19 protein-coding genes are annotated in these 18221 nt (G+C 59.2%); 14 read left to right on the top strand and 5 right to left on the bottom strand.

What is annotated here, in order from left to right; all coding sequences use genetic code 11:
• Positions 1-258: 258 nt before the first annotated feature.
• On the bottom strand, positions 259-1233 hold the full coding sequence (locus ABSE61_RS22735) for an AraC-like ligand-binding domain-containing protein (protein WP_423873385.1): 975 nt from the start codon (positions 1231-1233) through the stop codon (positions 259-261).
• A 132-nt stretch (positions 1234-1365) separates the two neighbouring features.
• On the opposite strand from ABSE61_RS22735, the gene ABSE61_RS22740 reads away from it, so the two are divergent.
• Positions 1366-2982: a putative bifunctional diguanylate cyclase/phosphodiesterase gene (locus tag ABSE61_RS22740; RefSeq protein WP_423873386.1), complete on the top strand. Its 1617-nt coding sequence runs from the start codon at positions 1366-1368 to the stop codon at positions 2980-2982.
• A 119-nt stretch (positions 2983-3101) separates the two neighbouring features.
• The gene (locus tag ABSE61_RS22745; RefSeq protein WP_423873387.1) at positions 3102-3428 is read left to right on the top strand and encodes a hypothetical protein; all 327 of its coding nucleotides are present in this window, start codon (positions 3102-3104) and stop codon (positions 3426-3428) included.
• A 564-nt stretch (positions 3429-3992) separates the two neighbouring features.
• On the opposite strand, the gene ABSE61_RS22750 is transcribed toward ABSE61_RS22745, so the two are convergent.
• Positions 3993-4421 carry a DUF6641 family protein gene (locus tag ABSE61_RS22750; protein ID WP_423873388.1) on the bottom strand — a complete coding sequence of 143 codons (429 nt, stop codon included), beginning with the start codon at positions 4419-4421 and terminating at the stop codon, positions 3993-3995.
• 412 nt (positions 4422-4833) lie between these two features.
• On the opposite strand from ABSE61_RS22750, the gene ABSE61_RS22755 reads away from it, so the two are divergent.
• Positions 4834-5733 (top strand): WYL domain-containing protein, encoded by a 900-nt coding sequence (locus ABSE61_RS22755; protein ID WP_423873389.1) that lies wholly within the window; start codon positions 4834-4836, stop codon positions 5731-5733.
• Positions 5734-5764: 31 nt separating this feature from the next.
• Positions 5765-6433, top strand: coding sequence for a hypothetical protein (locus ABSE61_RS22760; RefSeq protein WP_423873390.1), 669 nt, complete (start codon positions 5765-5767; stop codon positions 6431-6433).
• 143 nt (positions 6434-6576) lie between these two features.
• Here the strand turns inward: ABSE61_RS22760 and ABSE61_RS22765 are convergent, their stop codons facing one another.
• Entirely contained in the window at positions 6577-6732 is a 156-nt protein-coding gene (locus ABSE61_RS22765) for a hypothetical protein (protein ID WP_423873391.1), read from the bottom strand.
• Between the two features lie 662 nt (positions 6733-7394).
• A complete protein-coding gene (locus ABSE61_RS22770; protein ID WP_423873392.1) occupies positions 7395-7895 on the bottom strand; it encodes a methyltransferase domain-containing protein in 501 nt (166 codons plus the stop codon).
• A gap of 44 nt (positions 7896-7939) precedes the next feature.
• Here ABSE61_RS22770 and ABSE61_RS22775 point away from each other — a divergent pair, with 44 nt between their 5' ends.
• On the top strand, positions 7940-8347 hold the full coding sequence (locus tag ABSE61_RS22775) for an MFS transporter (protein WP_423873393.1): 408 nt from the start codon (positions 7940-7942) through the stop codon (positions 8345-8347).
• A 132-nt stretch (positions 8348-8479) separates the two neighbouring features.
• Positions 8480-9016 carry a putative quinol monooxygenase gene (locus tag ABSE61_RS22780; RefSeq protein WP_423873394.1) on the top strand — a complete coding sequence of 179 codons (537 nt, stop codon included), beginning with the start codon at positions 8480-8482 and terminating at the stop codon, positions 9014-9016.
• A gap of 81 nt (positions 9017-9097) precedes the next feature.
• Here ABSE61_RS22780 and ABSE61_RS22785 read toward each other — a convergent pair whose 3' ends face one another.
• Positions 9098-9691, bottom strand: coding sequence for a helix-turn-helix domain-containing protein (locus tag ABSE61_RS22785; protein WP_423873395.1), 594 nt, complete (start codon positions 9689-9691; stop codon positions 9098-9100).
• A 262-nt stretch (positions 9692-9953) separates the two neighbouring features.
• Here ABSE61_RS22785 and ABSE61_RS22790 point away from each other — a divergent pair, with 262 nt between their 5' ends.
• The 8 genes from ABSE61_RS22790 to ABSE61_RS22825 all read left to right on the top strand — a co-directional run bounded on the left by ABSE61_RS22790 (position 9954) and on the right by ABSE61_RS22825 (position 18023).
• Complete coding sequence (locus tag ABSE61_RS22790; protein WP_423873396.1) at positions 9954-11186, top strand: dienelactone hydrolase family protein; 1233 nt, start codon at positions 9954-9956, stop codon at positions 11184-11186.
• Positions 11187-11284: 98 nt separating this feature from the next.
• Positions 11285-12847: an ABC transporter substrate-binding protein gene (locus ABSE61_RS22795; protein ID WP_423873397.1), complete on the top strand. Its 1563-nt coding sequence runs from the start codon at positions 11285-11287 to the stop codon at positions 12845-12847.
• Between the two features lie 191 nt (positions 12848-13038).
• Positions 13039-14046, top strand: a complete 1008-nt coding sequence (locus tag ABSE61_RS22800; protein ID WP_423873398.1) for an ABC transporter permease — start codon at positions 13039-13041, stop codon at positions 14044-14046.
• Between the two features lie 4 nt (positions 14047-14050).
• Positions 14051-14938 (top strand): ABC transporter permease, encoded by an 888-nt coding sequence (locus tag ABSE61_RS22805; RefSeq protein WP_423873442.1) that lies wholly within the window; start codon positions 14051-14053, stop codon positions 14936-14938.
• Positions 14935-15810 (top strand): ABC transporter ATP-binding protein, encoded by an 876-nt coding sequence (locus ABSE61_RS22810; protein WP_423873399.1) that lies wholly within the window; start codon positions 14935-14937, stop codon positions 15808-15810. The genes ABSE61_RS22805 and ABSE61_RS22810 overlap by 4 nt, the downstream gene beginning before the upstream one ends.
• On the top strand, positions 15807-16664 hold the full coding sequence (locus ABSE61_RS22815; RefSeq protein ID WP_423873400.1) for an ATP-binding cassette domain-containing protein: 858 nt from the start codon (positions 15807-15809) through the stop codon (positions 16662-16664). Before ABSE61_RS22810 ends, ABSE61_RS22815 begins: the two co-directional genes overlap by 4 nt.
• Positions 16661-17380, top strand: a complete 720-nt coding sequence (locus ABSE61_RS22820; RefSeq protein ID WP_423873401.1) for an SDR family oxidoreductase — start codon at positions 16661-16663, stop codon at positions 17378-17380. The genes ABSE61_RS22815 and ABSE61_RS22820 overlap by 4 nt, the downstream gene beginning before the upstream one ends.
• 40 nt (positions 17381-17420) lie before the next feature.
• Positions 17421-18023, top strand: coding sequence for a VOC family protein (locus tag ABSE61_RS22825; RefSeq protein WP_423873402.1), 603 nt, complete (start codon positions 17421-17423; stop codon positions 18021-18023).
• The last annotated feature ends 198 nt before the right edge of the window (positions 18024-18221 follow it).

Here is an 18221-nt window from a genome sequence, read left to right on the forward strand (position 1 = left end):
ACACCTCGATCTCAGGACGGGGCTCTCAAACCCGCCAGCGCTTTACCCTCGGCGGGCTTCCGCTCTCTCGGCCTTTGCCCCCGCGCAGCGGGCTGGAGCGCAGCGACTTTGTGCCATGGCACTTTTGCGACGTGGTAAGTCTGACTGACGATGTCGGTTCGTGGGGGGTAAAGCGGACTCAGCGCCGACATCGTATAAAGGACGCAAATGCCCCGTGTCGGAAGCCGCGCTTATCGGCGAGCCATCCCGCGCGGATTCCTAAAATTGGCTTCCGCGTCCCGTCCGCCTCGCAATAGTTTGGTATTCGCTGGGCAGAATTCCGTAAGCCTTCTTAAACCGTCGTCCAAAATGGGTCATGTCGGAGAACCCCCAGCCGTATGCGATTTCGCTGACGGTTCGATGAGCTTGATTCGGATCTTCAAGGGCGTAACGGCAGCGTGCAAGCCGCCGCGCCTGAATGAGACGCATGATGGACGTATCGTGATCTGCAAGAACGGCGTTGGCATATCGCACGCTGACCCCAACGGCATCAGCGACCGCTTGCGCGCCAAGGGATGGATCCCTCAGTCTCACTTCGATAACCGAACGAATATTTAACAGCACGAGCGCTTTGGCTGAGGAAACTCGCGGGCGGTCAGCCTCCATAGTTTTGGCGAGCGATACAGCGAGCAAATCGAGCGTGTGATTTCCGACCATCTCCTCGCTTATAGAATTCATCTTTCCGGCAAGCGACGGCAACATTGCCGACAAGGATGACATCAGACGGTCCTCCGTCCTGACCGGCTTTATCGACCGCGCGACCATGTCGCGGGTCTTCCCGACACGTGCCTCGAGCTCGCGGCGCGGAACCTTGAGGACTAACGTTTCCGAATCGGCCGAGAAGCTACCCTCGTAAGGAAGCAGAGGATCCAACAGCGCCACATCACCGGCCTCTAGGGCGATCTCCCGAGTGTCCTGCTCAAACAAAACCCGGCCCGCAATCTGTCGGCACACGAACAGGTGGTCTGATTTGACATGGGCGATATGGCGCGCGGTATGTGATACCTGCATTGGAGAATTATGGAAAAGGACAAGCTCCAGATTGCCCAGATTTCCCGTCTCGATTTGAGCGTGGAAAGTTGGCCGGCATTCCGGGAGAGAGTCGTGATCGACGAGATTTTTGCAGGCCACGCCATGCCAAAAATCAAATCTGTCGCGAGCATGCAAATTGTTCGTCGAAAACACAGTTTTCATGCAGCGTTTCCTTTTCCATCAAAGAGCCGACGGAGAGAGCCGAAACAGCCGATCCGAGACCCCAATCACGCTATACGATCTATCTCCAAGCTGAACGCGTCGTTGGTCTCCGGCTTCGAAGGATCGCATGACATGATTACCGAAGTGTTTGGAAAGGGGATGAACTCGACGCCGGACAGTCCGTGCAACTATGGGCTAAAGCAGCAAATTGGTCATGGAACCTGCGACCGGCGACCCCGTAATACAGAGGAAATACAGGACGTATTGGGATTGAGCACTTTGACAGAGCTGCCTGGCGTTTTGCGAGTACCGACAGGCGGCCCGATCGTGAACGGTGATCACGCAATCTCCAGTGTCCGCCAAATAAACCCCAGGGGACAACCAGGATTCGCAGGGAAGTTGGTCGATCGAGCTCCCTACCTCGCGAGGTTCGATAACCTAACGGCACTTTACAGCAGGATGGCTATGCGGGAGAAGCTGGGGAAAAGCGCCCGCGATGCCGAAGCCCTTGGTCAATCCGCTGCGCTCATCCTGTTAGACCTCGACGACTTTAACGATGTCAACGACACGTATAGTCAAGCTGCGGGGGACGAGTGCCTCCAACACGTTGCTAGCCGTCTGATCGCAACAGTGGGCACCGTTGGCTTCCTTGCACGGATGGGAGGAGACGAATTCGCCCTCCTTCTTCTGGGACACACCCGTCAGTCACTTAGCTACATCCTAAAGGACATACAGGAGGCGCTTGCGTTGCCGTTCAGCTTTGACGGATACATATTTCACCTCACGTCATCCATCGGCATCGCGGTTCGCTGCGACGGCCGAAGATTCAACCCTGATGAACTTATTCGAGACGCCGCACTTGCTCTGGACGAAGCTAAAACTTCGGGAAAAAATTGTCATCGCGTCTTCCGGCGAGTCCTTCGCACAACCTGCAACGAGAAAGTCGAGACTTTACGAGGTGTGCGAAGCGCGCTCGCCGCCGGCCAGCTTGAACTATATTACCAGTCAAAAATCACACTGCACGATCGAACTCACAGCGGCTTCGAGGCCCTGCTCCGATGGAACAAGGGCGGCGGGCAGGTTTTACCGCCGGGTTCCTTCATGGCGGCATTTGACGATCCGTCACTGTCGATGGAAATCGGAAACTGTGTGATTGCTTCGGCGATAGACCAAGCGAGGCGCTGGATGATAGCCCGCGTCCCGTTCGTCAGCATCGCCATAAATCTTTCCGCGAGCCAATTTCGCGATGACCAGCTCGGAAACCGCATCCTAAATGCAATTGCGGCTACCAACCTGGACCCGCGGATGATCGAGGTGGAGGTAACCGAGGGAGTATTTTTGTCCGCCACTTCGGATGCGGTCCTAAACGCCTGCAAAGTTTTAAAGCAAGGCGGAGTCCGCATTGCCTTTGATGATTTTGGAACCGGCTTTGCTTCGCTCACGCACTTGCGCGACTTCCCGGTGGACATCATCAAAATCGACAGATCCTTCATCAATCGGCTCGGGCAGGGTCAGAATACGACTACGATTGTTAACGCGATGGTAGGCTTAGCGCATAGTCTGTCGATGAGCATCGTTGCTGAAGGCGTGGAAACGCAAGCACAGGCAGATTTTCTCAAAGCCATCGGTTGTGACGCGGCACAAGGTTATTTGTTCGCACGTCCTGTACCGGCTGCCGCGGCGGCCCAGCAATTGCAATATTCTCATCAACTCCCTGACTTTGTAAGTACTGCTAGTTTGCAACCATAGTCACGAGCCAACAGGTCGGGTTGACTGGGGAGTCCATCCAAATGCGCGAATGTACTCACAGATCGCTTTTAATTCCGGTTTGGATCCGCGTGCCTAGCTCGCCGCTTTACCAGTGTGAAATGACCTTCGTTTCTGAGTATGGCGCCGAGTTGATGGTGCATAATCCATTTGCGGTGCCAGATCGGTTCGACCTGCTTTTTTCTCCCATAGCTCAAAGCTGGCGTGAATGCTCTATTATTGCGCGCAGGTACGAAGCCAAGTCTATCCGCGTATCTTTTTTAGGTCGACATTTGCCTTTGTATTTCGACCAACACAGCGTCCGGGGTAGTGAAATTCCCCAAGGATCAAATGGAGCAGCGGTGGAATTGCCGCGAACCGTCGGAACGCTGATCGAATTTCCGGAATGGAGAAACGGCGCAGCTGCGGCTGATGTGGTGATTGAATAGCGAGGCTTTGTTGCAGTGCGTAAGTCCGTTGTGGCACTCAGCCGAAATGTCTGAACGCACTCACGACGTCGGCTCTCGAAGCTAAAGCGGACGCCTATTTTTGCCGACCCCGAACATCCGGGCAAGGGCTGGGGCTTCTTCTTTTGGCATTCTGCCTCGGACGCCACCCTAGAAATCGGCTTTGCATCCCTTGAGATTTCCCACGTAAAACTGAAGTCGAGTGAGCACACGCGTGGACTCATGCAGCCAAGACAGCGCTGAATGTGCAAAAAGGAGTTTGTAGATGCAAAAGTTCATTGCGGGGTGTGTGCTAGTCACCCTGATACTAGGGTCGTCGCCCGTGTCGGCGAAGCAGCGCACTCGGCATCATCATTTCTCGCGTATCGCGCCGCATCACCAGCCTCGGCGGGCAAATAATCCAGACGGTGGCATCGGACCAACGGCGGGCGAGAAAGCAGTCGATCACAAGATCAACGACATCTGCCGTAAGTGCTGATACTCGCGGGTTCGTCCCGAAAATGAGGCCGGCTACCGACGAGTTCGCGGTAGCCAGCTGACTGATTATCAAGCTGCCTTCTTCGGCTTCCCGATGACTCCGGCTTTCGCCGCCTGGCTGAACAGCTCGTCCAGTTCACCGGCACGGACGGCGGCGATCAGCGCGTCGATCAACGCCGGCAGCTTGTCCTTCGAACCGACCACGATGCCGGCCTTGCCCTTCTCGAACTCTACGGGCTTGGCCCCGAACTTGATGGACATGACGACCTGACCGGATGCGTCCGTCTTCCACCAGGGCCGGACGGCTTGCTGCTTGGTGGTGGCCTGCCGCTCGCCGTCGACCCTGGTCCATCGCTGGACGGTCCGGACGTGGTTGGGGTCCTTCAGGAGAAGCTTCTGCTCCTCCAGCCGGGCGACGAACTTGGCCCGGCGCATCTGGACGGGGTCGTTGGCGGACTTCGGCAGGGCGGTGAACGAGAGTGACTTGAGGACTGGCATGTGGGTTCTCCGGTTGTTGGATAAACCCGCCCGATCCTAACGCGATGCATGATGATGTACATGCAGTGTAGAAGAGTTTGGCATTGCGGCTAGATCGTTGGGTCACCTTAAAGCCGAAAACGATAGTTTACTCGCTTGGATGACGGCGAAGGCTGTCTTTGGCTATTTTTCAAACGAGTCCCCAAGGCCGGCCGCAAAGGCGTGGTCCGGTGTGACCGGAACGCTTCGTGACGCCTCCAATTGGTCGCGACCGAGTTGCGTTGTCTCATACTTCGGGAAGCCGTCGTCGGTCGCCCCACGGTACTGGATCCACTTTCTTGTTAGACAGTTTTGAAGGGTCTTTCGCGTGCTTTCCCGACGACTTTCGGTGCAGGCAAGAAATAGGTCAAGCGGAATCTGTGGGAAGTTGAAAATGGCTGAGAACGACCCACGCTGGCCGGTCTACCAACGCTACGAGTTCATCGAGTGGCGCGTGTTCTGGACCGGCCGCGTCAACCGAAAGGATCTGGAAGATCAGTTCGACATCTCGACACCGCAGGCATCGCTTGTCCTGCGCGACTACCTGGAGGTTGCAGCCAACAACATCGAGTACAACCCTTCTGATAAGGCTTACATCGCAACCCGCGATTTCCGGCCGGTCTTCCTCAAACTCTCGCCGGAACGTTATCTGCTCCAGCTCCAGGCACTGGAAACCCACGCGATCCGGAAACGCGACACGTTCTTCGGTAAGGTGCCACCGATCGACGCCGTCCCGACAATTGCACGCGGGCCAGAGGCGTATACGTTGCGACCGTTGGTACGTGCGATCGAAACGCGTTCATCTATCGGCATCTACTACCAGTCGCTGACGCGCACCGGCATGCGGTACATTTGTCCGCATGCGCTTGTCACGGACGGATTCCGCTGGCATTGCCGCGCGCTTGATACCGAACGCCGCGAGTTTCGCGACTACGTACTGGGGCGTATTCTCTCGATAAACTCGCCGCAGCCGTCAAACGCCGATCCCGCCGATGACGTTGAGTGGCACACGCATATTAAGTTGCGACTGACCGCACATCCTTCACTCGATCCGCGGCAGCAAGCGGCTGTTGCTCATGACTACCGAATGGAGGATGGGGAACTAACCGTCGAGATGCGTCTCCCGGTCGCCTTCTATTTCATCAAGCGCTACAATCTCGACCTGCAAGACGAGATTGTCCCCGAGCGGCTCCAACTCTGCTTAAAGAACCTCGACGAGTTCAACCGCGAATCCGAAGCGGCCAAGCAGCGATCAAAAGTACTGGTCGCAGCTCGGATGAAAGCATCAGAATAGTGATTGCCGGGGGCATCTATCTTTGCGAACGATGAGTGCGTGGCACGCGACGACCAAGCTGAAAAGTTCAACGAACAGCGGCATTTTCGTTGAACGGGAAAGTCAGCTCGGATTTGCAAAACCAAACGGAATAGAGCGTGAGCGGTTGGCATCGTGTCTCGCCGTCATCGCGGGCGCCCCCGTCCCCTATGTTGAAATCAGTGAAGTGGAGGGAGCGGGACTTTTCGCAATATCGTACGTACACAGTGTGGCCAGCGAGGTGTTAGCCTCTAAGGAGAAACTAACGCGAGTCTACTCAGTCGCGGAGCGGAAGGCGCTTAAGCTCGCTAGCGGGCTGCTTCCGTTTCTGGCTTGGGTTTCGGCTGATGACCACCACGGTGACGATACAAATTTGGTACGGGACACAATTGGGGAAGACGAGTACCGAATTGTCGCAATTGATTTTGAGCACGCCTTTGGCTGGGAGCATGGTCCAGATAAGCTTGTGTTGCCGCAGCCGCCTGCTTTGATAAACAATTTGGACAGGAACTGTTTGGAGGATCGTTTGACTGCAATCGAGAAAATAACTCATGAGCAAATCGCGCAATGCTGTGCCGATGCCGGCTATGACTGCGCGGAAACGACCGAGATTGCTGACATATTGCTCATTCGCAAAGGATTGCTTCGCAAATCATCAGGCGAACAAGGGTGGCTTGGTTGAGTTAGTTGACCGGAAAATAAGGAGACCGCAAAGAAACCGACGGCGAAACAGCGACGAAAGTCCGCTTGGCTGCCCCGAGCCAGGATATTCGACTTAACCGGCACCCTTTTATATCCTTGCAAATATCACTGTCCTTCGACCCATCAGACGGGAGGGCATTCCGAACAGGTATCGCCGAGCGAGGCGAGAACGTCCGCGATCGCGACGCTTGCCGTCTGCGCGGATGCGCCGGCCGACGGATTCGAGCGGACCAGGTCGAAGGCTCGCTCGCGCGCATGTGGATCCGTGCGGTCCCGCATCTAACCATGGTCCTCGCATTCTCAATTGCCCCGACCTCAAGCAACACGGAGATTGCCCATCCCTCTAGTGTTCGAATTGCGGGACGCTGCTCTTTCACTGCCAGCATGCTGAACTCCCTACGCGGACGAATCTCTGGCAGGGGCCTTGGTCCCTCGATCAAGTGTCCAAAGGACTCGGATTCATTTGAGCCGATCACATATTGAAGGGCGCCCGTTAGCAGCGCGGGATGTCTCGGAAGCGCCGCGCGATGTGCGAGCGGCCGTCGATGCCTCGCCGCAACTGCGCTCCGTTCGCGGTGCGGCTGCTGAAGGCTTCCCTGCGTCTAGGTGTGTTCTAGGTTGGCTCATGATCGGGGCTTAAGGTTGATTTGCCCTCGCCGACAATCGCCTCGATCAAAAAAAGATCTCGTTATAAAGGGCCGTCAGATCACTAGGTGGCTGCTAAATTTACAAAAGGGTTCAGAACAGGTGGGTTCTCGCCGGTCCAGCTATTCTTACTTGTATTCCCGCTGCCCTCGTTCTGGCTCATGCACGGGTTCCTTTCCTGGTAGTGTTGGCAGTCACGAGATCGTTGTTTTCAATAGTCGACATATTAGTTCTCCTTCTTTTAAAGTTTTGGTTGATGGTTGATCATTAATAATCTTGGGGGCTGCTTCGGCTGTTCATTTCAGCGCCAGATAGCCGACGAAGAGGCCTCGGCGCCAAAAAGGCGTCAGCTCCCGAAATCCAGCTGCTTGGAGAGCAACTCGCAGCTCTGCTTCGGTCCACGTGGTCATCTGGCCGTGCAGCGCGCGATCTCTGTCCAAGATCTGCTCGGCAGAAAATCCCGCGCCGCGCTTGTGGTCCAGATATTGAGAATTGAGCGTCTCCTGCAGCCGAGGCGTTTCCGCGAGGGTCTTCTCCGCGATGATCAGGGCGCCCCCGTCTACGAGACCGTCGTAAAACCGCTTAAGCAGGGCAGCCTTGTCCATCGGCCGAACGAACTGGACCGTAAACTCGCAGAGGATGAGGGAGGCATTCTCAAATTCATACGTGCGCGCATCGCTCACCTCGAAGCGAAGGTTAACTCCGCCGTGTCTTTCCCAGTACCTGCAAAATTCCGGCTCGATATCGATCCCGATGTATTGGACATCGGGCCGCGCCTTGTTGTTTATCCGACGCACGCGAGCGAGCGGGTTCGCTGTTCGACACGATCGGCCGCAAGGTTATGATCGCTGGAACGTTCGCTGTCAGTGGCTTGCTGTTGCTGATCACGGCCGGTCTTTTCGCTGCCGGTTTTCTCACTCCGGTAACGCAAACGATCGCTTGGTTTTCGATCTTCTTCTTTGCATCCGCAGCGGCGAGTTCCGCCTATCTGACCGCCAGCGAGATATTCCCGCTCGAGACGCGTGCGCTGGCGATCGCTTGCTTTTACGCACTGGGCACGGCCATCGGCGGAAGCACGTCCCCTCTTTTGTTTGGCTGGCTCATCCAGTCGGGATCAGCCTTGCGGGTGAGTGGGGGGTACGCGCTGGCTGCCGCGTGGCTGCTGATTGCCGGCGCGACCGAATGGATGCTCGGAATAGATGCGGAAGGAAAATCTCTCGAAAGCATCGCGGATCCGCTATCCAGCTAGTATCCGTCCGCCTCAGATTGGCCCGCGCCGAACAATTCCAGCGCGACCGCCCCCGCGATCGAATACCGACCGCACGTTCCCAGCTTCGACACTTCGACCGCTGTCGAATGTTCCCGTCGCAACGAATGCTACATGACGCGTGTTGGTCTCGATCGAAACGAGACAACGGAGAACATCATGGAGCGTTCGACGGATACGCGGCTCGTGCCGCGTCGTGCCGAAGTGTTCGGTCGCCGGTCGGCGATCGGAATACTCGGCGCGGTACTGGCGATTGGCAATTTCACGCCATGGACCATTTCACCCTCACGATCAAAGGAACAGGGAGATAAGATCATGAAGCAATATGCAGCGAATAAGACGATTGGTGAGGCCGTGAGTGGCGGTGGCCTGCTAGTGGTGGCGCAATGGGAAGCCAAGGAAGGGCAGGCCGACAAGGTTGCTGCAATCCTCGACGGCTTTCTGCCGGAAGCGCAAAAGGATCCCGGCGCGAAGCTGTTTCTGATTGGCCGCAACAAGGACAACCCGGCGCAGTTTCTCTTTTATGAACTGTTCCGCGATGAAGCGGCGCTGAAAGCGCATCAGGAAAGTGATTATTTCAAAACCTATATCGCCGGCCAGGCCTTGCCGCTGCTCGCCAAACGCGAACGCGCGCAATACGCGCTGCTGTAAGTCTACCCGAGACAGACGAAACGCGCTGACGTGTTCAGCGCGTTTAGTCTCGATCGTTTCATCTCGCTGAACGAATCAGCGTTACGGCTGATGCCGGCGCGTGATCGCCACTTGGGCAGCCTGGGTATAAAGGCTCGATACCAGTTCGAGATGCGAGCCGGCGTTTTCCGATTTATCCGCCCAGCCTTCCAGCGCTTCCAGCATCGGCGGCAAGGTCGTGGCGCGCAACGCCGCATAGGCCTCGGTGACGGAGCGGCCCGTTGCCGTCGCGCGGTAGCGCGTTTCCTTGCGCGATGAGGAGCCTTCGGTCTCGATCAGGCCGGCCTTCACCAGCTTTCGCGTGGCGTATTGCAGGTTGGGCACATCGACACGATTCAGCAGTTGGCCGATCTCGGAAAGCCGCTTCGGCTCGTCGCCCATCCGGATGACGTTGAGCACGGCGACATCGTCGCCCGTCAGCGGCACATCGCACACCGCGGCAAGACACGCGGCCTTCCAGCGATAATAGGCCTGCGCCAGCCGCTCCAGGCGGAATTCGAATTCCGACAATCGCCGTTCGGTCTCGGTGCGCGCCAGATGCCAGGAGCCTGGCCGCTCAGCGGTCGCGGGCTGTTGTTTTGGCTTGGTCGCCCCGCCGGTTCGCTTCGCTGCAGCCTCTCGCGTCTTCCTCAACATCGTCTCCCGATCTCGCCTTCCGATTCCGTCTTTGATTCTGTCTTGATTCTTGTCTTGCGCTCACCGCCTAGGCAGGCCGTGCCCAATCTATGCTATTTACAAGTTTGATTCTTACATTAAAAATTCAATTAAGAAAGCATGATGAAAAGGCAGAGGCCTCCTGTCTGTGCAGATGGGGCTTCCGCAAACCAGTCATGCGAGGCGCAGCGAATAAGTGCCGATGCGGGAAGGCTTAAGGGACTCAAAGAAGAGAGGGATTGATATGGCGGGACAATGGATCGACATCGCTGCCAGGGATGGCGGCACGTTCAAGGCTTATCTCACTGTCCCCGCGTCGGGCTCCGGTCCCGGCATCCTGCTGTTGCAGGAAATCTTCGGCGTCAACAAGTCGATGCGCGAGACCGCCGACTACTACGCGGAAGAAGGTTATGTCGTGCTGGCGCCGGACCTGTTCTGGCGCATGGAGCCCGGTGTCGATCTCGGCTATTCCGAGGCCGATTTCAACAAGGCGTTCGGCTTTTTCCAGCGCTTCGATGCCAACCAGTCGATCAAGGACGCCGACGACGCGCTGAAGATGCTGCGCGCCCGGCCGGAATGCAAAGGCAAGGTCGGCGCGCTCGGCTTCTGTCTCGGCGGCAAGCTCGCTTACCTCGTCGCCGCGCGTACGAATGTCGACTGCGCCGTCAGCTATTACGGCGTCGGCATCGAGGCCGATCTGGCCGAAGCCGGCAACGTCAAGGGGCCGATGGTCTTTCACTTTGCCGAACTCGACAAATACGCGCCGGCCGAGGCGCGCGAGCAGATCAAGGGCGCGTTCAAAGGCCGTTCCGATGTCGAGTTCTATCTCTATCCCGGCTGCGATCATGCCTTTGCCGCACCTGAGCGCACCAGCTTCAACAAGCCCGCGACCTTGATGGCGCATTCGCGCTCGATCGCGCTGTTCCGCAAGGTCATGGGTCCGCATTACGATCTCTCGGCGCTGTGGGACAAGCATACCGAACTCGAATTCGGAGTGCGTTCGGCGGAGCAGACCATGGGGACGATGGTCGCCGAGCCTTATGTGAACCACATCCCGACCATAACGGGCGGCGTCGGCTACAAGGATCTGCTGCGCTTCTACAAGAACCACTTCATTCCGAAGACGCCGAAGGACACCAAGCTTGTCCCGATCTCGCGCACCATCGGCGCCGATCGCATCGTCGACGAGATGCTGTTTTGTTTCACCCATGACATCGAGATCGACTGGATGCTGCCGGGCGTTAAGCCGACCGGCAAATATGTCGAGATACCCTTGATCGCGATCGTCCGCTTCCGCGGCGACAAGCTCTACAACGAGCATATCTTCTGGGATCAGGCTTCGGTGCTGGTCCAGATCGGGCTGCTCGACCCGAAAAACCTTCCGGTCGCGGGCGTCGAGACCGCGAAAAAGCTGGTCGACGAGTCGTTGCCGTCGAACACGTTGATGGCGCGCTGGTCCGAAAGCGCAGGAAAATAGTCGAGCAAATAATCGAGCGGATAATCGAAACGAAGTGACGGCGCGGCGCATGCCGCAAGTGTTGATGTAATTTGGCTCATAGCGTTGGGGTAATGCACATGAAGTCTTCCTTGTCTCGCCGTTCGGTGTCTCGTCGTTCCGTTTTGCAACTCGCCGGTGGCGCAGCCGCGCTGCCGCTCACTTCCAATCTCCTTGGTGGCGGCGTGGCGCATGCCGCAACGTCCGGCACGCTGACCATCGCCTACAATGTCAACCTGCCGTCGTTCGATCCGACCGTTGGTCTCTCGGCGGTCAATCCGACGATCCAGTCGATCTATCAGTCGGTGTTCGATCCCTATATCGGGCAAGCGGCGGATCTCTCGTTCAAGCCCGGCCTGATCACCAAATGGGGCTGGAACGAAGACCGCAGCAAGATCACGCTGGAGCTGCGCAAGGGCGCAACTTGGCATGATGGTTCGCCGGTCACGCCTGAGGACGTGGTGTGGTCGCTGGAGCGCGCCGCCGATCCCAAGAGCGGCAATCCGATCCAGTTCGTCTGGTCCAAGGTCGGCAATTACAAAATCGACGGCAACACCATCACCGGCGACGTCAAGGAGTTCGAGCCGACATTTTTCAAGTGGATGGCGTTCCTCACCGCCTACGTGCTGCCGAAAGCCTATTACGAGAAGGTCGGCGCGGAAGGGTTCGAGAAGGCGCCGATCGGATCGGGTCCCTACAAGGTCGATGCGTTCGAGCGCAACGCGTTCCTGCGGCTGAAGGCGCATCCCGGCTATTGGGGCCCGAAGCCCGCCTTCGAGACCGTGGTGTTCAAGTTCATCACCGATTCCACCAGCCGCGTCGCGGAGATGGAATCCGGTGGTTCCGATCTGACCTTCGAAATTCCCTACGAGGAATTCGACCGGTTGAAGAACAAGCCGGGTCTTGCCGGTCAGACCAAGCCGGTGTCCGATATCGCGATGATCTTCCTGACCGACATCGATCCGATGCTCGACCGCAACGTTCGCCTCGCCGCGAACCATGCGATCGACAAGAAGGCGATCGTCGACAAGCTCCTGAAGGGCTACGGCGTTCCGATCTCGACGCTGGAAGCGCCGGGCTATGCCGCCTTCGACCCCTCGATCAAGGTTTCCTACGATCCGGAACTGGCGAAAAGCTTGCTCGCCAAGAGCGGCTACACGCCGGACAAGCCGGTCAAGTTCACTATCCAGACCACGCGCGGCTTCAAGCCGAAAGACTACGAGATGATCCAGGCGATCGTCGGCATGTGGCGCAAGGTTGGCATCGATGCCAATATCGAGGTCTACGAAATCGCCAAGCATTTCGAACTGCGCGCCCGGCACGCGCTGGCGCCGGCGGCCTTCTACAATTGGGGCGACGCGATCGGCGATCCTTCCTGCTCGACCGGCTTTGCCATGTTCGGGCCCTCGCCGCACTCAGCCTGGAAGGGCAAGGATCTGATCGAGCGGATCGGGCCGTTGTGGGGCGAAAAAGACGAGGCCAAGCGGATCGCGGGTTGGAAGGCGGTCGACAAATATATCGCCGAGGAAGGCGAGGTGATCCCGCTGTTCCAGTATGTGCAGCCGATCATCCACAAAAAGGGCTTGAAGGTGGTGGCGCAATCGAGCGGCATGATCCTTCCGCAATTCATCACGCCAGCTTAGTGGAGTGGATTTGACATTCGCTATCCATCTAGCCGCGAGTCCGTCAAGCGAATGCCAAATCCTAAACTCCACTAGAAACCTATATTTGCTGGTGGTCCTTTGATTCTAACATTCGCAAAAGTGGCCGCTGAGAAGGAATGCGAATGTTAGAATCGGACCACTAGGGTAGCCACAGGGAGCAACGCATAGCGATGCGATGGGGCGAGATCATCAGGCGACTCGTCCTCGTGCCGCCCACCCTGTTCGGCGTGGCGGTGATCGTGTTCGTGCTGCTGCGTGTCGTGCCCGGCGATCCCATCGCGATGATGATTCCGCCGGGCGCTTCGGAAGCCGACATCGTCCGGTTGCGCGCGATGTATGGCCTCGACCAGCCGATCTTTCATCAATTCACGATCTGGCTCGGCCAGGTCGCAAGCGGTGATTTCGGCCGGTCGATCAGCATCCGCCAGGGCGTGCTCGACCTGTTGCTGACGCGGCTGCCGGCGACGCTTGAATTGTCGCTGCTGGCGGCAATGATTGCCGTTGCGATCGGCGTGTTGGCCGCGCTGGCCGGCATCTTTTCGCGCGGCCGCCGCGCCGAGTGGGCGGTCGACGGCGCCGTCGGCGTGTTGTTGGCGATTCCGGATTTCCTCTGGGCGCTGATTCTTTTGCTTCTGTTCGGCGTGCTGATCCCGTTGCTGCCGATCTCCGGCCGCATCGATCCCCAGGTCGAGATCAATCTTCGCAGCAACTTCTATCTGATCGAAAGCCTTTTGACCGGCCGCTTCGACATCGCCTACGCGCTGCTGCACCACATGATCCTGCCGGCGCTGGCGCTGGCGCTGCCGTTCGCGGCGATCATCGCCCGCCTGCTGAAGGCCTCGCTCGCGGAAGCCGAGGACCAGGATTACGCCCAGATCGCCCGCGCGCGCGGCTATTCGCGCCCCTCGATCCTGCTCCACGAAGTCTTTCCCAACGCGTTGATCCCGACGGTTGCGCTCGGCGGCGTGCAGGCGACGCTGCTGCTTGGCGGCACCGTGCTGGTCGAGCGCATCTTCTCCTATGAGGGCATCGGCAACATGGCGATCGATGCCGTGATCAACCGCGACTTTCCGCTGATCCAGGGACTGGTCTTGACGTTCGCCGTGATGTTCATCGCGCTCAACCTCATCGTCGATTTCGTCGTGGCGCTGCTCGACCCGAGGCTGCGCCATGGCTGACATGATGGCTGATATCGCGATCACGTCGCCTGCCACCCCACCGTCGCGATTGGTCGCCGCCTTGAAACGTGGCGGCCCGCGTCTGTGGATCGGCGCGGCATTGACAGCGATACTGGTGCTGGCCGCATTGCTTGCACCGATGCTGGCGCCGCACGATCCGCTTGAGCAGGATCTGTTGTCGGCGCAATTGCCGCCGATGTGGCTGCAGGGCGGCGATCCGGACTTTATCTTTGGCACCGACAGTCTTGGCCGCGATGTGCTGTCGCGCCTGATCTATTCGGCGCGCATCGCGGTCATGGTAGCGCTGATTGCGGCGTCGCTTGCCGCGTTGATCGGCGTTGCGCTTGGCCTGTTCGCCGGCAGTTTTGGCGGCTGGGTCGATCAGCTGATCTCGCGGCTGGTCGACGTCTGGATGGCGTTTCCGCCGGTGCTGCTGTCGATCGTGCTGGCGGCGGTGATCGGTGCGGGTCTCACCTCGGTGATCGTGGCGATTGTCGTGATCGACTGGACTCGATTCGCCCGCGTGGTGCGCGCCGAAACCATGGTGCAATTGACCCGCGACTATGCGGCTGCGGCGCGCGCGATCGGCTTGAGCCGCGCCAAGGTGCTATGGCTGGAAATCCTGCCCAACCTTGTTCCATTGTTAGTTACGCTGCTGGCGGTCGAGATGGGGATTGCGATCCTGGTCGAGGTGATCCTGTCCTTTGTCGGGATTTCGGTCGCGGGCGATACGCCAACCTGGGGCAGCATGATCGCGGAAGGACGTCAGATCGTCTATCAGGTGCCGTGGATCATGGCGCTGCCGATCGGTTGCATCATCTTGAGCGTGATCGGCCTCAACCTGCTCGGCGACGGTTTGCGGCATGCGCTCGATCCGGTGCAGCGCTCATGACCGCCACGCTCACCGTCGAAGGCCTGAAGGTCGCCATCGGTGACGCCAACGTGTTGCGCGGGATCAGCCTCGAGGTCGCGCCGGGTGAAGTCCGCGGGCTGGTCGGCGAGTCCGGTGCCGGCAAATCCATGCTGGGCCGCGCGGTGCTCGGGCTGTTGCCGGCGAATGCGACCGTCACATCCGGCCGTATCGCTTTCGAGGACCGCGATCTGCTCGCGATGCGTGAGGTCGAACGGCGCAGCCTGCTCGGCCGCCGCATTGCGCTGATTCCACAGGACCCGATGACATCGCTCAACCCAGTAAAGCGCGTCGGCGCGCAAATCAGCAGCCTGTTGCGGCATCATCTGGATCTATCGAAGCGGGCTGCATTGTTGCGTGCCGCCGAACTCCTGACCGAGGTCGCGATCCGGGAGCCGGAGCGCGTGCTGTTGCTTTATCCCCACGAGATCTCCGGCGGCATGCGGCAGCGGGTACTGATCGCGATGGCCTTCGCCTGCGATCCCTCGCTCGTGATCGCGGACGAGCCGACCACGGCGCTGGATGTCACCGTGCAGCGCCAGGTGCTGCAGCTCGTTGAACGATTGCGCAAGCGTCACGGCAGCGCGGTGTTGTTCATCACCCACGACCTCGGCGTCGTCGCCAAGATCTGCCGCAGCGTCAGCGTGCTGCATGCCGGCCGCGTGCTCGAAGAGGGCGAGACCGCCGACGTGCTGATGCGCCCGCGCCACGCCTATACGCGCGCGCTCCTGGCGGCGACGCCGCGGGCCGATCGGCCGGCGGAGACCTTGCGGCCGGTGCCGCCGGCCTTGATCGAGCAATTATGGTCCGAAGCGCGCAGGCTCGACCGTCCGGCCACGGCGGTGCCGGCATGAGCGACATTCTGGTTCGCACCGGCAGTCTTCGTTTCGGCTATCCGCAACACAGCGGCCTGTTTCGCAAAACCAGCCTGCGCGAGGTGATCAAAGGCGTCGACCTCGCCGTGCCGCGCGGATCGGTGCTCGGCCTTGTCGGCGAATCCGGCTCCGGCAAGACCACGCTGGGCCGTTTGCTGGTCCGGCTGCTCCAGCCGACCTCCGGCGGCATCCAGTTCGATGGCGTCGAGATCGGTGGGTTTGGCGACGTCGAATTGCGCCCGTTGCGCGCGCGAATCCAGATGATTTTCCAGGACCCGCAATCCTCGCTCAATCCGCGGCTGCGGCTCGGTACCACGCTGACGCGACCGTTAAGCGCGCATGGGCGGCTGAAGGGAAAACGAGACCAGCGCGAACGCGCGCGCGCGCTGCTCGATCTGGTCGGCCTGCCGGCGGAATTCGCCGACCGTTATCCGCACGAGCTCTCGGGCGGTCAGCGCCAGCGCGCGGGCATTGCGCGGGCGCTCGCGCTCGAGCCCGATTTCATCGTCGCCGACGAGATCGTCTCGGGCCTCGACGTCTCGACCCAGGCGCACATTCTTTTGCTGCTGAAGGAACTGCGCGCCCGTCTCGGTCTCACCATGGTGTTCATCAGCCATGACCTGTCGCTGGTGCGGGTGCTCTGCGACGACGTCGCGATTTTGTACCATGGCGAAGTCGTCGAATACGGGCCGGTCGCGCGCGTGTTCGGCGCTCCGCAGCATGTCTATACGCAGCAGTTGCTCGCCGCGATTCCATTGCCCGATGTCGAGCCGGGCTGGCTCGACGATACGCCTCCGCTTGCCACCCCCCAACAGCAAGGATCAGCCGCATGACCGAGACCATCAAGGGTTCCGTCGTTCTCCTCACCGGCGCCACCGGCGCGATTGCACAGGCGCTCATTGCCGAACTAAATGCGCGTGGCGCCGCCAAGATCTATGCGGCGGCGCGCGATGTTTCGTCTCTCAAGGCCTCCGATGGGCTGGTGCCGATCAAGATGGATGTCACCGAGGACGATGACGTGGCGAAAGCCGTCGCTGCCGCGGGCGACGTCACGTTGCTGATCAACAATGCCGGCGTCAACCACAACACCGCGTTCCTGGTGGCGCCGGATGTCGCGATTGCGCGCGAGGAGATCGAGATCAACTATCTCGCTCCGTTACGCGTGACCAAGGCGTTTGCGCCGGTGCTGATCAAGAACAAGGGCGCGGTGCTAAACCTCCTGACCATTCTGGCGCGGGTCAATTTGCCGTTCATGGGCTCCTACTGCGCGTCGAAAGCGGCCGGCCTTAGCCTGACCCAGGGCCTGCGCGGCGAACTGTCGCCAAAGGGCGTCCGCATAGCCGCCGCACTTCCCGGCGCCATCGATACCCGGATGACGGCGATGCTGAGCATCCCGAAGATGTCGACGGCGGATGCCGCCAAGGAAATCCTCGATGGGTTCGAGGCGGGCGAAGAGGAGATTTACGTCGGCGAGATGGCGCGCGGGCTGGCGCAAGGGCTGGCCCACGACCCCAAGGGGGTCGAACGGCAACTCGCGTCGCCCGGCTAGTCGATCAAGTTCAATAGCTACAAAACCAAAGGGAGCGATCATGACCAAGTTGAGATACCTGCTTGCTACCGCTGTGCTCGCATTCGGCGCCTCCGCAGCGCCGGCTCTGGCCGATTCCATTCCCGGCTTGCGCGGCCACGATCACACCGGCGTCACCGTGCCGGACGTGAAAGCGGCGACCGCCTTCTTCACCGATGTGCTCGGCTGCAAGCATGCGATGTCGTTCGGGCCATTCATGGACGACAAGGGCACGTTCATGCAGGATGCCGTCAACGTCAATCCGCGCGCCGTCATTGAGCAGATCGTCATGGTTCGCTGCGGCTACGGCTCGAACATCGAACTGTTCCAGTACCAGTCGCCCGACCAGGCCAAGACAGAGCCCAAGAACAGCGATTACGGCGGCCACCACATCGCACTCTATGTCGACGACATTGCGAAGGCGGCGGAGTATTTGCGTTCGAAGAACGTCAAGACGATGCAAGGACCGATTCCGGTCAATGAAGGTCCCGCGGCTGGTCAGTCGATTCTGTATTTCCTCACCCCGTGGGGAATGCAGATGGAGTTGATCAGCTATCCCAAGGGCATGGCCTACGAGAAGGGCGCCAGCACCGTGCTTTGGTCGACGACTGAGCCTACGAAATAAAGACGTTCGGATACGCCACGGGCCCGGTCCACAATCCTGTGGCCGGGCAGATGGAGGGCCTGCGCTCACCATGTGTTCAACGGATCTTGAGCCGTTTTTCTTGCGTCAAGCCGCCACGATGATCCAACATCGAAGGTGCCCATAAGGACTGAGATGACCGTGTCATCAGCCCTTTTTCATCCATGGTTATTGACATCG

The organism is Bradyrhizobium sp. (assembly GCF_049519115.1).
GTDB lineage: Bacteria > Pseudomonadota > Alphaproteobacteria > Rhizobiales > Xanthobacteraceae > Bradyrhizobium.

Bases quoted from the DNA above. Each gene is read 5' to 3' on its own strand.
- ABSE61_RS22790 (WP_423873396.1), top strand. From the start codon at position 9,954: ATGGCGGGACAATGGATCGACATCGCTGCCAGGGATGGCGGCACGTTC.
- ABSE61_RS22825 (WP_423873402.1), top strand. From the start codon at position 17,421: ATGACCAAGTTGAGATACCTGCTTGCTACCGCTGTGCTCGCATTCGGC.
- ABSE61_RS22810 (WP_423873399.1), top strand. From the start codon at position 14,935: ATGACCGCCACGCTCACCGTCGAAGGCCTGAAGGTCGCCATCGGTGAC.
- ABSE61_RS22775 (WP_423873393.1), top strand. From the start codon at position 7,940: ATGATCGCTGGAACGTTCGCTGTCAGTGGCTTGCTGTTGCTGATCACG.
- ABSE61_RS22820 (WP_423873401.1), top strand. From the start codon at position 16,661: ATGACCGAGACCATCAAGGGTTCCGTCGTTCTCCTCACCGGCGCCACC.
- ABSE61_RS22795 (WP_423873397.1), top strand. From the start codon at position 11,285: ATGAAGTCTTCCTTGTCTCGCCGTTCGGTGTCTCGTCGTTCCGTTTTG.
- ABSE61_RS22760 (WP_423873390.1), top strand. From the start codon at position 5,765: ATGAGTGCGTGGCACGCGACGACCAAGCTGAAAAGTTCAACGAACAGC.
- ABSE61_RS22785 (WP_423873395.1), bottom strand. From the start codon at position 9,691: ATGTTGAGGAAGACGCGAGAGGCTGCAGCGAAGCGAACCGGCGGGGCG.
- ABSE61_RS22755 (WP_423873389.1), top strand. From the start codon at position 4,834: ATGGCTGAGAACGACCCACGCTGGCCGGTCTACCAACGCTACGAGTTC.
- ABSE61_RS22780 (WP_423873394.1), top strand. From the start codon at position 8,480: ATGACGCGTGTTGGTCTCGATCGAAACGAGACAACGGAGAACATCATG.
- ABSE61_RS22750 (WP_423873388.1), bottom strand. From the start codon at position 4,421: ATGCCAGTCCTCAAGTCACTCTCGTTCACCGCCCTGCCGAAGTCCGCC.
- ABSE61_RS22745 (WP_423873387.1), top strand. From the start codon at position 3,102: ATGACCTTCGTTTCTGAGTATGGCGCCGAGTTGATGGTGCATAATCCA.
- ABSE61_RS22740 (WP_423873386.1), top strand. From the start codon at position 1,366: ATGATTACCGAAGTGTTTGGAAAGGGGATGAACTCGACGCCGGACAGT.
- ABSE61_RS22805 (WP_423873442.1), top strand. From the start codon at position 14,051: ATGGCTGATATCGCGATCACGTCGCCTGCCACCCCACCGTCGCGATTG.
- ABSE61_RS22735 (WP_423873385.1), bottom strand. From the start codon at position 1,233: ATGAAAACTGTGTTTTCGACGAACAATTTGCATGCTCGCGACAGATTT.
- ABSE61_RS22765 (WP_423873391.1), bottom strand. From the start codon at position 6,732: ATGCGGGACCGCACGGATCCACATGCGCGCGAGCGAGCCTTCGACCTG.
- ABSE61_RS22815 (WP_423873400.1), top strand. From the start codon at position 15,807: ATGAGCGACATTCTGGTTCGCACCGGCAGTCTTCGTTTCGGCTATCCG.
- ABSE61_RS22800 (WP_423873398.1), top strand. From the start codon at position 13,039: ATGCGATGGGGCGAGATCATCAGGCGACTCGTCCTCGTGCCGCCCACC.